The 15418-nt window shown below is 47.4% G+C and carries 9 protein-coding genes; all 9 read left to right on the top strand.

What is annotated here, in order from left to right; all coding sequences use genetic code 11:
* Window positions 1-37 precede the first annotated feature (37 nt).
* The 9 genes from ACFQZR_RS17475 (at window position 38) to ACFQZR_RS17435 (ending at window position 15382) form a co-directional block, all read left to right on the top strand.
* Window positions 38-1546, top strand: coding sequence for an N-acetylmuramoyl-L-alanine amidase family protein (locus ACFQZR_RS17475; protein WP_379348069.1), 1509 nt, complete (start codon window positions 38-40; stop codon window positions 1544-1546).
* A gap of 179 nt (window positions 1547-1725) precedes the next feature.
* On the top strand, window positions 1726-3183 hold the full coding sequence (locus tag ACFQZR_RS17470) for an N-acetylmuramoyl-L-alanine amidase family protein (RefSeq protein WP_379348067.1): 1458 nt from the start codon (window positions 1726-1728) through the stop codon (window positions 3181-3183).
* Between the two features lie 15 nt (window positions 3184-3198).
* Complete coding sequence (locus tag ACFQZR_RS17465; RefSeq protein ID WP_379348065.1) at window positions 3199-3714, top strand: GerMN domain-containing protein; 516 nt, start codon at window positions 3199-3201, stop codon at window positions 3712-3714.
* An 88-nt stretch (window positions 3715-3802) separates the two neighbouring features.
* Window positions 3803-6685: an S-layer homology domain-containing protein gene (locus ACFQZR_RS17460; RefSeq protein ID WP_379348063.1), complete on the top strand. Its 2883-nt coding sequence runs from the start codon at window positions 3803-3805 to the stop codon at window positions 6683-6685.
* Window positions 6686-6787: 102 nt separating this feature from the next.
* Entirely contained in the window at window positions 6788-7453 is a 666-nt protein-coding gene (gene nth, locus ACFQZR_RS17455; RefSeq protein WP_314585503.1) for an endonuclease III, read from the top strand.
* A 30-nt stretch (window positions 7454-7483) separates the two neighbouring features.
* Window positions 7484-7756: an NAD/NADP transhydrogenase alpha subunit gene (locus tag ACFQZR_RS17450; protein ID WP_379348061.1), complete on the top strand. Its 273-nt coding sequence runs from the start codon at window positions 7484-7486 to the stop codon at window positions 7754-7756.
* A gap of 78 nt (window positions 7757-7834) precedes the next feature.
* Window positions 7835-11515, top strand: a complete 3681-nt coding sequence (locus ACFQZR_RS17445) for a dynamin family protein (protein ID WP_379348059.1) — start codon at window positions 7835-7837, stop codon at window positions 11513-11515.
* A 259-nt stretch (window positions 11516-11774) separates the two neighbouring features.
* A complete protein-coding gene (locus ACFQZR_RS17440; RefSeq protein ID WP_379348057.1) occupies window positions 11775-13547 on the top strand; it encodes an ABC transporter ATP-binding protein in 1773 nt (590 codons plus the stop codon).
* Window positions 13544-15382, top strand: coding sequence for an ABC transporter ATP-binding protein (locus ACFQZR_RS17435; protein ID WP_379348054.1), 1839 nt, complete (start codon window positions 13544-13546; stop codon window positions 15380-15382). Before ACFQZR_RS17440 ends, ACFQZR_RS17435 begins: the two co-directional genes overlap by 4 nt.
* Window positions 15383-15418: the final 36 nt, after the last annotated feature.

The following is a 15418-nucleotide window of genomic DNA, read 5'->3' as shown; positions in this document are numbered from 1 at the left end:
TGATAGAATATAAATCTATGAAGATCAGGAGAATCGGATGAGAAAAATAGGCGCTGTCGTTTTGTTCTGTTGGATGTTGTTCTTGTTGCCGAGTATGATGCATGCGGAAGCGGGGTTGCAGTTATATCTCAATGGAGAGTCTGTCTCGCCGTCTGCAGAAGCGCAAATGATTAAGGGGTCAACGATGATCCCGATCCGGGTTGTCGTCGAAGAGCTTGGCTTCCAGGTAGATTGGAATAAGAAGACGCGTATGGCCTCTATACATAATGATAAGAAGACGATTCAGCTCGTCGTTGATCAGAAATGGGCGACAGTGAACGATAAGAAAATCACACTGGATATGCCGCCGTCACTCAAAAAGGATACGACGCTTGTTCCGCTCCGTTTTGTCGGAGAACAGATGGGTCTCGTCGTCAATTGGGAAAGTGAGAGTAAATCGGTTTTTTTATTTTCCTCCGACTTTGGTTCCGATGTGACACAGCCCACGCCACCGACAACATTGCCAGAGCCAGACCAGGGCGGTGTAGTAGATCCTGCAAATTCAGGAGCATCGAGTGACAAGGATTTATCTGAAGAGGTGAAGATGGGTGAACTCACAGACGTACAGTCTGTCACATTCGAGGATAACCGTCTTATTATCGGCGTCAGTAAAGGCGGGTTACTGCCTAAGCAGGAACGGTTGACGAATCCGGATCGTGTTGTCATTGATGTGCCGAACGCGAAATTTGCAGATTCGTACTTCAAAAGCGCTACTTTTGGCATGAACGGACAAGGAGAAATCCAAGTGCCAAATCATGCCGTTGTCAGTAAAATCCGTTTCTCGCTCTTCTCCAACAATCCATCGACCGTGCGGATCGTGCTGGATTTGAACCAGAACCAAAATTTTAGTCTATATACCGCGAATGATCCCAACACAATCATCGTTGATTTTAATCAAGCGAATGTTGACGTAGGTACAAACCCAGGTGCGGGACAGCCTGTTACTCCAACGCAATCAGGCAAATATATCGTCGTCATAGATGCAGGGCATGGCGGTAATGATCCGGGCACGAGCAGCCCGAACAACCGACGCGAGAAAGATTTCAATCTACCAGTAGCCCTTAAAGTCGCAGATTTATTCCGTGATGACCCGAATGTTCAAATTATTCTGACGAGATCAGACGATACATATCCAACACTGACTGATCGTGTAGCGTTAGCGAAACAGGTTCAGGCGAACTTATTTGTGTCTATTCATGGGAATAGTATAGAGAACAAACCTACAATATCCGGGACAGAAACCTATTATACGCGAGAGGATGCCAGTAAAGCATTCGCACAAGTCATGCATGCCAAGCTGGTACAAGCGACACAGCTTCCTGATCGCGGTGTACGCCAGAAGAGCTTGCATGTGACGCGTGAGACGACTATGCCAGCCGTGTTGTTAGAGGTTGGGTACTTATCGAATCTCTCGGATGAGGCGGTGTTATTTACGGAAGAGTTCCAGAATCGCGTTGCGCAATCGATTAAAGACGGGATAAATGTGTATCTAGGATTTCAAGCATAATTTGATTTGATAGATTATGGAAGAGCTTCAATTCCTTTGGAGATAAAGGGTTGGGGCTCATTTTTTTGTTGAGTTACCGCAACTTTTGTCGACAAATGGACGTCTAATAATTTGTTAGGTGTCGAGGCTTTCGATACCGTTGTTCACGCAAGTAAATCTATGAAAAGCAGGGGTGAAGGATGAAGAAAATTGGTACATTGGTGTTTTTTTGTTTGATGTTGTTCATGTTACCGAGTTTAAGTCATGCGAGTGCGGGATTGCATTTGTATCTCAATGGTGTGTCACTCTCTCCGTCCGCAGAAGCGCAGATGATTAAGAGTACGACGATGATTCCAATTCGTGTAGTCGTTGAGGAACTTGGCTTCCAGGTTGACTGGAATAAGAAGACGCGCACGGTAACCATACATAATGACAAGAAGACGATAGAACTCGTAGTGTCCCAGAAATGGGCAACAGTCAATGGCAAGAAAGTAAATCTTGATGTAGCTCCAATCATTAAATCAGATACAACGCTCGTTCCCCTTCGTTTCGTTGGTGAGACGATGGGACTTGTTGTAGATTGGGAGAATGAGACCAAGTCGGTTTACCTCTTCACATCGGATTTTGGATCTGAAGTAACGCAGCCGAAGCCGCCGGTAACACAGCCGGACCCAGATCAAGGCGGTTCGACAGGTACAGGTGATTCAAAAGTTGAATTGTCCGAAATCCAGACGATGTCCTTTGAAGATAACCGATTGATTATTGGGGTGAGTAAAGGGGATCTGAAGCCAACACAGCAGCGGTTGACCGGTCCTGATCGTATCGTCGTCGATATTCCGAATTCAAAGTTCTCGGATGCCTTCTCGAAGACGCAGAATTTCGCCTCGAGTGGACAAGCTGAATTCATTGTTCAGGATCATCCTGTTGTTGAGAAAATCCGTTATTCGCAATATAGCGATAACCCAGCCACAGTTCGGGTCGTCATTGATATGAAACAAAGTCAAAACTTCTCCGTATATACAACGAAGGATCCTAACACAGTTGTCGTTGATCTGAATGGCAGCAGTCCGGATCCGGGAAAGGACGATGGAACGGGAACGCTCCCGCCGCACTCCGGCAAATATATCGTTGTGATTGATGCAGGGCATGGTGCGAAGGATCCTGGAGCGATCAGCCTTAATAAGCGGAATGAGAAGGATTTCAATCTTGCACAGGCGCTGAAGGTGGCAGAAGTGTTCAAGAACGATCCTGACGTAGAGATTATTCTCACACGTACAGACGATACGTTCTTGGAGCTTAAAGAGCGTGTTGCTTTTGCAAAGCAGCATCATGCGGACTTATTTGTTTCCATTCACGCGAACAGTATTAACAAGTCATCGATCAGTGGTACGGAGACGTATTACTCCAGAGATGATAGCAAGGCATTCGCGCAAGTGATGCACAACAACCTTGTAAAAGGCACCAGACTACCGGATCGAGGCGTTCGCAAACAAAGTCTGCATGTTACGCGTGAGACCAATATGCCGGCAAGTTTGTTAGAGGTAGGTTACTTAACGAATCAAACCGATGAATCGGCTCTCTACCAGGAAGATTTCCAGTATCGTGTGGCCCAATCCATTAAAGATGGGATTAAACAATATTTGGGATTAAAGTCCTAATACGAGGTGAGAATTTTGAAGAAAACGATTCTAGTACTTAGCACATTATTATTAACGATAGCCATTGCGGCTGGATGCGGACAGAAATCTGCCGATCCACAGCCGGGAGATCAGACTGAGGTTGTGCAGCCAGCTGAGCAGACATTGAAAATTCAATCATTCTATACGGATGATCAGATCTTGAATCTCGTACCGAAGGACACGGAAATCAAGTTCAGCGATGCGAAAGCTAAGTATCTGGCCGCATTGAAGACTTTGCAACAGACGGATGACGAGAAGCTGATTGCATTGTGGGATAAATCCGAATTCCTATCTGCAACGCTGAAAGATGATGGTGCATTAACCGTTGATGTGAAAATTCCGGAAGATGCGCATTTGGGTGCATCTGGAGAAGATTTGGCGCTTCAAGCGCTGCTCAAGACGAGCTTTCAGTTTGATGAAGTAAAAACAGTAGATATTCTTGTCGATGGAAAATCTGTCGATTCTTTGATGGGTCATGTCGAATTAGAACATCCTTTTAGCAGAAATTAAGAGAAAGAAGCAGGATCTTCCTGCTTCTTTGTTGAATTTATTATACTTAGCATTTTTTAATAGGTTACATAGAGAGAGGAGTCACATCATGTCTAAAAAGTTCGTCACATTGTTTCTATCAGCGGTTCTCGTATTCGGTGCGGCAGGAAGTGCATACGCAGCGGTAACACCGGCTAATGGAAATTCATCTACTTCGACAACGAATAGCAAAGATAATTCGACATCAGATGCGAATAAAGGGAACACAAGTAACACAAATAACAACACAAGCAACACAGGAAATACAAATAACACAAGTAATACTGGCAATACTGGAAATACAGGTACTACAAACGGATCTTCAACCAATACATCTATAGGCAGCGGCAGTGCCTTGTTTAGCGATGTCAAGAGTGGGTTCTGGGCAGAAAAGCATATTACGAAGCTTGCGCTAGAGAAGATTCTTCTTGGAAATAACGGCAAATTCAGACCAAACGATCCGGTTACGCAGCAAGAAGCGGTCACGATGGCGATTCGTTATATGAATCTAGAGAAGGATTTGGATGCGACTTCGTCTGTAGCGTTCCAGAGCGGATTCGTCGTGGACAACTACTTCAAACCGTATGTCGCGCTTGCGTTCTCCAAAGGTCTTCTTGATAAAAATGAAGAAATGACACCTGCAGGTTCGAAAGAGGCATGGGGCTCGAAAAAAGCTTCACGCGAATGGATCACGAAAATTCTCGTTCGCGCATTGAACAAACAGGCTGAAGCAAAGGTTGCGATGAATAAAGCAACGACATTCGCAGATAACAGCAAAATCTCCCCTTCCATGCTTGGCTATATTAATGTAGCCCTTGATCTGAAGCTCACGACGGGGATGGAAGGCAATAAATTCAACCCAGCAGGGAATGTAACGCGTGCGCAATTGGCTACTTTCTTCAGTCGTGGGGATCAACATACGAATATCAAATATGACAATGTCTATCAGGGTGTCATTACGAGCTTGTCGGATTCCGAGCTTAGCTTGTATGGAGAGGATGGCAAGATTCATAACTTTACGTTAAAAGGAACTTCCTATTACACAGCAGATTCGGAGACATCCGTACCTGCATCGACCGTACAAGCCTATACGAAAGTGAAAGTGATTGATACCCAAGGTACAGCAGGCTATGTTGAAGTGATCGATTCGAAGATTCAACTGGAATCCGTAGAGGGTAAATTCCAACGTCTGCATAGCACAGGTACGAAATTTACTGTTCTGAGCAATGATGATTATGTTACGTATGATTTTGATGCAGGCACAGCATTCTTGGATCAGAATGGCAAAGCGATGTCTGCGAAGGATATTGCGCCAGACAGTACGTTAGATATTAAGCGTGAGACGTTCTCCGGTCAGAAGAAAGTTGTTCTTGTTCAAGTGAAATCTGCACCCGTGAATAAGACAGGCGCAGGTACTGTGACGTCGATCGATGTTGCGAAACAGACATTCAAAGTAAGAGATGCATCCAACGTGGAAGAGACCTTGACGCTCTCGCCGGATGCCATGTTGCTCTATCAAGATCAACGTCTGAAAAGTCTAGCTGAAGTGAAAGTGAATGACGTTATTTCCTATGTCGTGAAGAATGGTCAAGTGACGCAGCTTGAAGTGAAGCAGACCAGTGCGAGAACCGTACGCGGTACATTAATCAACATCAGCACAGCGAATAAGCTGGTGACTTATGTGAAGGAAGGGACTTCCCGTCCGGAAGTGAATCTCCTCGCAGACAAAGTTGAAGTTGTAGTTGACGGCATCAAGACACCGACGATTGCAGATTTGATCGCGGATGATACGAATGGTGACGTGATTGAAATGACCATTACACCGGATGACCGTATCTCGAAAATCCAAGTCGTTGGTCGTAAAATGGAGCAGCTGCAAGAATTAACGGTAGCTGGATACAATCCCAAATTGCAATTGTTGACGGTAACGAATGCGAAAGGTAAAGCCTTCTCCTTCTACGCGACAGAGACGACGAAATTTGACTTTGGAACAGGGAATATTACGCTCAAAGATCTTGAAGCACAGCTTCCAGAGAAGACGAAAGTCAATCTGACTGTTCTTGGCGATAAAATTCTAACGTTGCAAAAAGTATATAAATATGATGGGAAATTACTCAGCTTGGATTCATGGAAACAGACGTTAACGCTTATGACAGATGCGGGTCAGACGATCACATTGCCATATGATAGCTCAGCGGTAGTATTCGTCTATGGTAAGAGCAGTGGCACATCGTTATCGGATGTGAAAGTTGGCGATATAATCTCGGCACAACTTCGCACAACGCAAGATAAAGTCGGCCGTATCTCCATTAAATCGCAAGCGCAATTCGAAGTCTATTCGGTTGATGCAAGCAGAAATATGCTCAAGATTAAATCCAGCACGGGATATATCGAACAAGTGAATGATGGTGTATCACTGCTCGATGAGAACGGTACAGCGCTCAAAGCATCGGATTTTGCTCCGGGCCAAATCGTAAATGTGAATTTTTCAGGAAATGTTCCTGAATTGGTTCGCAAAGTAACACTCACTTATGGTAAAGTGGAATCTATTGATGCTGCGAACTCCAAGATTACGCTGAAAGACTTCTCCGGTCAGAAGAAAGAAATGAAGCTGACGGCTAGCTATCAGATTATTCGCAATCAAGCGATCAGTACGAACATCAATAGCTTATCGACATCAGATCGTGTCGAAGTGCGTCTTGATGCGGATGGAAATACGGTTGTGCGTGTCTTAGATACGTTAAGCCGCAAATTCGCTCGCTACACCGCTTCTGCGAATGAAATTTATGTACAACGCGCGTCACTATCGGATAATAACTATAAATTCAATTTTGTGACGAATGTTTATGTTCATAAAGGGGATTCCCTATTAAATCTGCAGTCCTTGACTGATGCAGATCAAATTCTACTCGTCTTCAACAATAATCAGGTCATCGAGATTGAGAAATTGTAGGGATTAAATCAAATTACCTTTAGGCTGCATCTGAATGACCGTCTTGATGTGGAAGCCCCGCGTCAAGGCGGTTTTATGTTCAAGTAGAGGGGAGAATGAGACATGAATAACGCGACCGTGAGGCATATTTTGGATACCATTGGTGAAATGTTCCCTGATGCGCATTGTGAATTGAATCATTCAAATCCGTTCGAATTAGTGATTGCTGTATTGTTGTCAGCCCAGTGTACCGATGAAACGGTGAATAAGGTGACTGTGAATTTGTTCCAGAAATATCGGAGGCCTGAAGATTATATCGCGGTGCCGATCGAGGAATTAGAGCAAGATATTCGCCGCATTGGATTATTTCGCAGCAAAGCAAAACACATTCAACACTTGTGCATGATGCTACTAGAGCGTTATAATGGCGAAGTGCCCAAAGCGCATGATAAGCTTGTGGAGCTCCCAGGTGTGGGTCGAAAGACAGCGAATGTTGTCATGTCGAATGCATTTGGTGTTCCGGCGATCGCTGTCGATACGCATGTTGAACGTGTATCGAAACGACTTGGCCTTGCGAATTGGAAGGATTCCGTGCTTGAAGTGGAGAAAAAATTGATGCGACGTGTGCCCGAGGAAGAATGGACGCTCACGCATCATAGAATCATATTTTTCGGTCGATATCACTGCAAAGCGCAGAACCCGAAATGTGAAAGTTGTCCGTTGCTCAGCATTTGCCGTGAAGGCAAAAAACGTATGAAACCTATCCAAGTAAGGAAAGATAAGGATTAAAGCAATCTAACAAAGAAGAGGATGAATGACATGAAATGCATCTCAGTGTACACGGACAATTTCGAATTGTTCTCTGACATCTACGAGACCGTAATGGGGACGAACTTACAAGAAAACGAAGAGACTGAAATTGAAGGCGTAACGGTGAGTGATTCGGGAAGCGTGCCTGAACATTACCTTGAGAAAATGAAAGCAAAGCCTGAAGTTGTCGTGATGAAAGTCAAAGCGGGCAATATTACGATTCTACAACATGGAAAAGTTTTTGAAATCTTTATTCCAGAAGAACAAAATATGGTACACTAGAAACCGAAATCTTACGGAAAATTCAGGGAAACCGAATGCCGTGAGATTCGGTTTTATTTTTTGTCGGGGAGAATAGCGATGCGTGTACTTACTACTAACGAATTACAAAATGTTTACAAGTTAAGTCTAGAGCCGCTCGCAGCGCAGCTAGCAGAAGCGGGCGATGAGGTTCATGCAGGGAAAATGAAGGACCTGATGGAGAAGTGGGGACAGGCACAATTTACGATTGCGTTCTGTGGGCATTTCTCGGCAGGGAAATCGAGTCTGATTAACCGAATCTGCGGGAAACGTATTCTACCTTCGAGTCCGATCCCGACAAGCGCCAACTTGGTGCGGATTCACAATGGCCAGCCACAAGCGATAATTACGAAGATGCCGACGAAACCAGGCGCAGTAGGGGAGAAAATCTCTGTACCTCTCAATGATCTGGAAGCGTACTGCGTGAACGGGGTAGAATTTGAATCCGTTGATCTATATGAGCAAATTGCAATCCTTGGCGAACATGGGACGCTGCTCGATACGCCTGGTGTGGATTCAACAGATGATGCGCACCGGATGTCGACGGAGTCGGCACTGCATCTGGCTGACGTTGTATTCTATGTCATGGATTATAATCATGTCCAGTCCGAAATTAATTTTACGTTCGCGAAGCAATTGGCGGATTGGGGCAAGCCGATCTATCTGATCGTGAATCAAATTGACAAGCATCGAGAACGGGAGCTGTCCTTCGAAGCGTACCGTACGGGGGTGGAGCAGGCTTTTGCGGCATGGAACATTAAGCCGGCGGGTATTCTCTATCTGTCTCTGAAGCATCCAGAACATCCTCACGATGAGTGGGAGAAGCTAAACTGGTTGATGAGTGCCTTGATGACACGTCAGGAGGCATTGCGAGAGCATAGTATCATAGGTTCTGCGGCACAAGTCGTTGAAGCGCATTTGCGACTCTTTGCTTCGCAGCAGGAGCCAAAGAAGCAGGAATTGATGGATCGAATGGGAGGGTCCGAACAGGCATCTCGACTTGCAGAGGAGCTCGCAGCATTAGAGGCGGAAGAGCAGCGGTTAGCAGGTGAAGCAAGCAGCGTTCAAGCGCAGTTTAGGGAAGAACTGAATCGACTATTGGATCAGGCGAACATTATCCCTGCTCAGACGCGTGATTTGGCGGATACGTATCTGCAAAGTCGTAAACCGGGCTTCAAGGTCGGATTCTTGTTTACGGCGGGTAAGACGATCGAAGAGCAGACACGGCGCTTAAAGGCGCTGTATGATCATTTCATGGAGCAGGTTACTGCCCATGTTGATTGGCATGTGGGGGATTTGCTGCGGAAGCTCTCGGATCTATCCGGTGTGCCGGAAGCGGACTGGGCGTCGACGTTCGCTCAGGTGTCGAGGGAACTGACCCCGGAGTGGCTTGCAGCCGGTGTCAGCGAGGGTGCCTCGTTCACGAATGAATATACAATGAATTATTCGAAGCAGATCAGCACAGACGCCAAGGCGCTCTATCGCAAGCAGGCGCTAGCGATTGCGGAAGATTTGCTCGAGCAGCTGCGCCGAGGGCTGGAGGCGCAGGCTGCTGGTGTTCGCGAGCAGCATACGCAGCTGCTCGCCCGCTCGGCTGCGCTCGCAGAGCTGCGCAGCCTTGAGCACAGCGAGCGCGCGCACGCGAAGCGCATGCGTGCGCTCGGCGCGGCGCCGCAGGGCGCAGCCACATCCGGCATGCTGCCGGATGTGGCGCAGGCGCCTGCGCGCAGCAGCGCCGACGCGGCCGCTGCTGCGCCTGGCGCAGCTAGCGCTGCGGCACCGGCCGCGCCAGCGCAGCGCGCCACAGCGGCGCAGGCCGCGCCTGTGGCGGCGCCCGTGGCCAGCGCCGCTGCCCCCGCACGCGAGCACGCGCGCCAAGCGGCAGCGCGGCTGCGCAGCGCGCAGGCGCTGCTCGCGCCCTACCCCGCGATGAAATCGCTCGGGGCAGGGCTTGCGCGCAAAGCAGAGCGGCTCGAGGATAGCCGCTTCACGATCGCGTTGTTCGGCGCGTTTAGCGCAGGGAAGTCCTCCTTTGCCAATGCCCTCATTGGCGAGGACGTCCTGCCGGTATCGCCGAACCCGACGACGGCTGCCATCAATCAGTTGATGGCGCCAACCGAAGACTTTCCGCATGGAACCGCTGAGATTATCATGAAGACTCGCGATGCGATGCTCGAAGATATCGCCTTCTCGTTATCCATGCTTGGTCTTGAGATGCCGTCCGAAGGACGCCTGCTGGAGATCATCCGCAGCCTGAAGCCAGAGCAGGTACAGCCAGCGGGCCGACCGCATTACAGCTTCCTGAAGGCTGTCGCCAAAGGTTGGGTTGCTTCGGAATCACTTCTCGGACAGAGCTTCCAAGCGGATCTGCCGCGTTATCGAGCTTATGTCGCAGAGGAAGATAAATCCTGTTTTGTTAGCGTGATTCATCTGCATTACAGCTGTCCACTAACCGATCAAGGGATCGTCTTAGTGGATACACCGGGAGCGGATTCGATCAATGCGCGTCATACAGGTGTGTCGTTTAATTATATAAAGAATGCGGACGCGATTCTTTTTGTTACCTATTATAATCATGCATTCTCCCAAGCGGATCGGCAGTTCTTACAACAGCTTGGACGGGTGAAAGATGCATTTGAGCTTGATAAAATGTTCTTTATTGTAAATGCAGCGGATTTGGCGGGTTCTAATGACGAATTGCAGGGAGTATTAACTTATGTTGAGAACCAACTTTTGGAATATGGCATTCGGTTCCCAAGGTTATACCCTGTCTCTAGCCTTCAAGCCCTTGACGCAAAATTGAACAGCGATGAACCGGGATATATCGCATCGGGCCTACCTGCATTCGAGCAAGAATTTATTCGGTTTACGATTGAGGAGCTGGGACAATTGGCGATTCAATCGGGTGAGCAAGATCTTGTCCGAGCAGAGCGAATGATTCGTCAATGGATCGATGCGGCACAAGCGGATGAGCAAGAGAAGCAGCGCCAGCTTGCAGAGCTCCAACTTAGCGAACAGCAAGCGGGACAATATTGCGCCGGGTTACAACGGCAAGCTGCAGTCGATGCGCCGCTGCTGTCCAAAGAAACGCAAGAGCTGCTCTATTACGTGAAGCAACGGATTCGCTATCGGTTCAGTGATTTGTTTAATTATGCATTCAACCCGGCTACGCTGCGAAGTGACAGTCAGGATCTGAAGCTCGCGCTAAAGAGCTGTGTCCTTGAAATCCATCGACTGATCGCGTTGGAACTGTCTCAAGAGCTGCTTGCAACGACGATCCGAATTGAGCAAGCTGCGTTAAAAATGGCTGCACGCCATGCCGAACAAGCGATCCAAGACGTTCAGACCGTGCTGCCGTCCTTCGAGATGGGTGCGTTACTGTCACCACAGAGTTCTCCACCCGTTGTGGATGAGAACTTGCGTTCACCGGAAGTGGATTTCAGAGAAATCTGGTCCATTTTCAAAAATCCGAAGTCATTCTTCGAAGGGGAAGGCAAAGCGCGTCTTCGCCAAGTGATGGAATCGGCCTATGTGGATTCAATTCAAGCAGCTGTTCAGGAACATGAGCGTGGATTCGTCACCCATTACTCGGCATTCTCGGAACAAGTCCTTGAGCATTATGCAGCGCAAATGCATGATGCAGCATTAGAGCAATGCGAAGGGATTCGAAGCTCGTTAGTCCAACAGACGGATACGGAAAGCCTTGAGGAGCTTATACGAGCTCTTCGAACGGCATTATGATTTTAACCCAATTTTCAAAATGTCAAAGCCTCGTACAAAGCGTGTATTTGTACGGGGTTTTGTGTTTTTATGAATTGAATGTGCCAAAGAAAGCGATGTATTTGGATGATTTAAGAGAACATCGTACATTTGTTCCTTAATTCGCCATCACAATCTGGTTACAGGGATTAAATGACCTCAGATGCTCTTTGAAGTGATCTGAGCATGATGTTAAACTGCATGAAGTTAAAGAAGTTTTAACGAAAAAAGGAGAGAGAGAATGGACGTTTTCAGGAGACTTAAAACTTTTTACTGGCCGGAAAGACGTTTTCTCGGGTTATCGATTCTTTGCTTGGTTGTAGCAACGGCGTTAGGTCTGGTGTACCCCAACTTGCTGCGGATCATGATTGATGATGTGATCGGGAAAGAGAATTATGGCATCGTGTTACCGTTATCCCTAACCGTACTTGTTGTTGTCAGCATTAAAGGCTGCTTGCAATTTCTACACGGTTTCTTTGGAGGAAGATTAGGCAACCGGGTTGCTTACTCCATCCGCAACGCTTGTTATGAGAAGCTGCAGTATCTATCTTACCAGTACTATAACACGGCGAAGACTGGGGACTTGATGTCGCGTCTTACCGCCGATTTAGAAGCCCTACGTAACTTTGTAGGTTTTGGATTTGCCCAAATTCTTAACATGATCTTGATGGTCTTGTTCGGTACGATCATGATGGTGTCGATTAATTGGCAGCTCACGTTAATTACCATGGTCTGTATTCCATTGCTTGTCTACACGGCCATTCGATTCGAGAAGAAGATTCACCCAGCATTCCGCGAAATGCGTCAAGCGATGAGTCAGTTGACAACAGCGGTACAAGAGAACATTACAGGTGTTCGTACGGTGAAATCGTTCGCGCGTGAAGCACATGAAGTTGATAAGTTCGGTACGAAAAATGAACTGTACAAAGCGAATCAAATTCGTACTGCGATGCTCTGGGGAACCTACTTCCCTGTGATGGAAATTCTCGCTTGTATGAGTGTCGTCATCTTGTTAGGGTTTGGTGGCGTACAGGTAATCCAGAAAAGCTTGACACTTGGTGAGCTGGTTGCATTCTTCAGTATGATCTGGTACATTATCGGACCGATGTGGGGGATTGGATATCACATCAACAACTACACGCAGTCCAAAGCGTCCGGTGAGCGGATTCTTGAATTGCTGGATCAAACAGTCGATGTAGAGAACCGCGAAGATGCGATTCAATTGCATCCTGATCAAGTCAAAGGTCATGTCCGCTTTGAGAACGTTTCCTTCGGATACGGCGATGCACCGCATGCGGTACACAATATCTCGCTAGATGCGTCGCCTGGCAAAATTATCGGTCTACTCGGCGGTACGGGCGCAGGGAAATCGACGATCATCTCGCTCATTATGCGAGCTTATGATGTGCAAGAAGGTCGGGTAACACTCGATGGTGTCGATCTTCGTGATCTAGAAATCGAGAGCTTGCGCAGTCAAATTGCAACCGTATTCCAAGAAACATTCCTGTTCTCAGCGACCATCCGCAGCAACATCGCTTACGGGCTTCGTGATGTGACCGAAGAGCAAATCGAACGTGCCGCAAGACTTGCCAAGGCTCATGAATTTATTACTGAACTTCCTGAAGGCTACGACACGGTAGTTGGCGAACGGGGGATGGGACTTTCAGGCGGTCAGAAGCAGCGGATTGCTATTGCGCGTGCGATCCTGATCAATCCGAAGATTTTGATTCTTGACGATGCGACAAGCGCCGTTGATATGGAGACAGAGCATGAGATTCAAGCTGGTTTCCGTGAAGTGATGCAAGGCAGAACGACATTTATTATCGCGCATCGGATTTCCTCGTTACGTCATGCGGATGAGATCCTCGTCTTGGATCAAGGTCACGTCGTACAACGTGGTCGTCATGAAGAATTGATTGCAAAATCGGGTCCTTACCGTGATGTCTATGATATACAGTATGCGGATCGCGCGGAACTCGAAGCGATTGCATTAGGGAAGCAGGTGATATCATGAGTGTACAGGCGGAGAAGGCACAAACGAAGCGAGGCGTGAATCAGCGATTCATCTACCAAGATGATGACCAGATCGAGAAGTCGTTCAACTGGGCGCAGTTCACGAGATTATTCGCTTTTATGAAACCGTATGCGAAGCAGATGTTGCCGGTTATTATTGTGATGATGATTCTAGGAACCATTACACGACTTGCCGTGCCGCTCTTGATCAGTCTCGCGATTGATAAAGCGATTACGCCACAAATCGGTATCGATAATCCGAGTTATTCTTTGCTCTATACTTACACCGGTGTTGTGCTCGTGCTCTATATTATCCAATGGGCAGCGAATACGTACCGCATAAAATTTACGAACATTATCGGACAGCGTGTCATTTATGACCTACGTTCAGCATTGTTCAAGCATATACAGAAATTATCGTTCCGTTTCTATGACACAAGACCTGCGGGCTCCGTACTTGTACGGATAACGAATGACGTCAACTCGCTGCAAGACTTGTTCACGAACGGGGTCGTCAACTCAATGATTGACTGCGTGCAGCTCGCTGGGATTATCGTGATCCTATTGTTCTTGAACTGGAAGCTAGCGATTGCCGTGATGATTACAGTTCCGCTTATGTTCATCGTCTCGACGAAGCTGCGGAAGAAAATCCGTATGGCGTGGCAGGATGTTCGTGTGAAGCAATCACGTATTAACTCACATTTGAACGAAGCCATTCAAGGGATTCGTGTTACTCAAGCGTATACACAAGAGAAAGAAAACATCAGCTTCTTCACAGAAATGAATACCGTTAACCGCAAATCTTGGGACAGAGCTTCGGCGATGAACCAGACGTTCGGTCCTGTCATTGAGATCACCGGTGCGATCGGAACGTTCATCTTGTTTTTCTACGGGGCGTATCTTCTAAAGTCAGAAGCGATGACTGTAGGTTTGCTCGTAGCCTTCGCGAACTACGTCGGGAACTTCTGGGATCCGATTAACCGTCTTGGACAATTGTATTCGCAGCTGCTTGTTGCGATGGCATCTTCGGAGCGGATCTTCGAATATTTGGACGAAGTGCCGAATGTTGCGGAAGGCAAGGAAGCGAAGGAGTTACCGCCAATTCGCGGGGATGTGAATTTCAAGAACATTGTATTCGAATATGAGAAAGGCCGTCATGCCTTGAAAGGGATCTCCCTCGATGTCACAGCAGGTCAATCGATCGCTCTCGTCGGTCATACCGGTTCGGGTAAGAGTACGATCATCAACCTGTTAAGTCGGTTCTATGATCCGGTTGAGGGGCAGATTCTCGTGGACGGCATCGATATTCGCGATGTCACGATCGAGAGTCTACGCTCGCAAATCGGGATTGTGATGCAGGATACGTTTATTTTCTCCGGGTCGATCCGGGATAATATTCGATTCGGACGGTTGGATGCGACGGATGAGGAAGTCGAAGCGGCAGCCAAGGCGGTTAACGCACATGAGTTCATTACGAACATGCCTGACGGTTATGGTACGCAAGTCGAGGAACGTGGGAATGTCCTCTCCATGGGACAACGTCAGCTCTTGTCCTTTGCACGGGCTTTGCTAGCGAATCCACGTATTCTTATTCTGGATGAAGCGACTGCAAGTATCGATACCGAGACCGAAGTGAAAATTCAAGAAGCGCTGAAGACATTGCTGCAAGGACGTACATCCTTCATTATCGCGCACCGTCTCTCCACGATTCGTCATGCGGATCATATCGTTGTACTAGATCACGGAAGAATCCAAGAGCAAGGTACACATGAATCGTTAATGACGCAGCGAGGAACGTATTTCGGATTGATTGAAGCACAATATCGATTCTTATAGCATCATACGAGTTACTGAGACGCTTACCGCCCTCCT

The sequence above is a fragment of the Paenibacillus sp. GCM10027629 genome (assembly GCF_042676425.1).
Taxonomy (GTDB): domain Bacteria; phylum Bacillota; class Bacilli; order Paenibacillales; family Paenibacillaceae; genus Paenibacillus_K; species Paenibacillus_K terrigena.
The sequence above is the reverse complement of the archived record's forward strand: the minus strand, read 5'-3'. Positions and strand labels throughout refer to the sequence as shown.

What these genes read in the sequence shown, in the direction of transcription:
- ACFQZR_RS17475 (WP_379348069.1), top strand. Translation starts at nt 38, where the DNA reads ATGAGAAAAATAGGCGCTGTCGTTTTGTTCTGTTGGATGTTGTTCTTG.
- ACFQZR_RS17470 (WP_379348067.1), top strand. Translation starts at nt 1,726, where the DNA reads ATGAAGAAAATTGGTACATTGGTGTTTTTTTGTTTGATGTTGTTCATG.
- ACFQZR_RS17460 (WP_379348063.1), top strand. Translation starts at nt 3,803, where the DNA reads ATGTCTAAAAAGTTCGTCACATTGTTTCTATCAGCGGTTCTCGTATTC.
- nth (WP_314585503.1), top strand. Translation starts at nt 6,788, where the DNA reads ATGAATAACGCGACCGTGAGGCATATTTTGGATACCATTGGTGAAATG.
- ACFQZR_RS17450 (WP_379348061.1), top strand. Translation starts at nt 7,484, where the DNA reads ATGAAATGCATCTCAGTGTACACGGACAATTTCGAATTGTTCTCTGAC.
- ACFQZR_RS17445 (WP_379348059.1), top strand. Translation starts at nt 7,835, where the DNA reads ATGCGTGTACTTACTACTAACGAATTACAAAATGTTTACAAGTTAAGT.
- ACFQZR_RS17440 (WP_379348057.1), top strand. Translation starts at nt 11,775, where the DNA reads ATGGACGTTTTCAGGAGACTTAAAACTTTTTACTGGCCGGAAAGACGT.
- ACFQZR_RS17435 (WP_379348054.1), top strand. Translation starts at nt 13,544, where the DNA reads ATGAGTGTACAGGCGGAGAAGGCACAAACGAAGCGAGGCGTGAATCAG.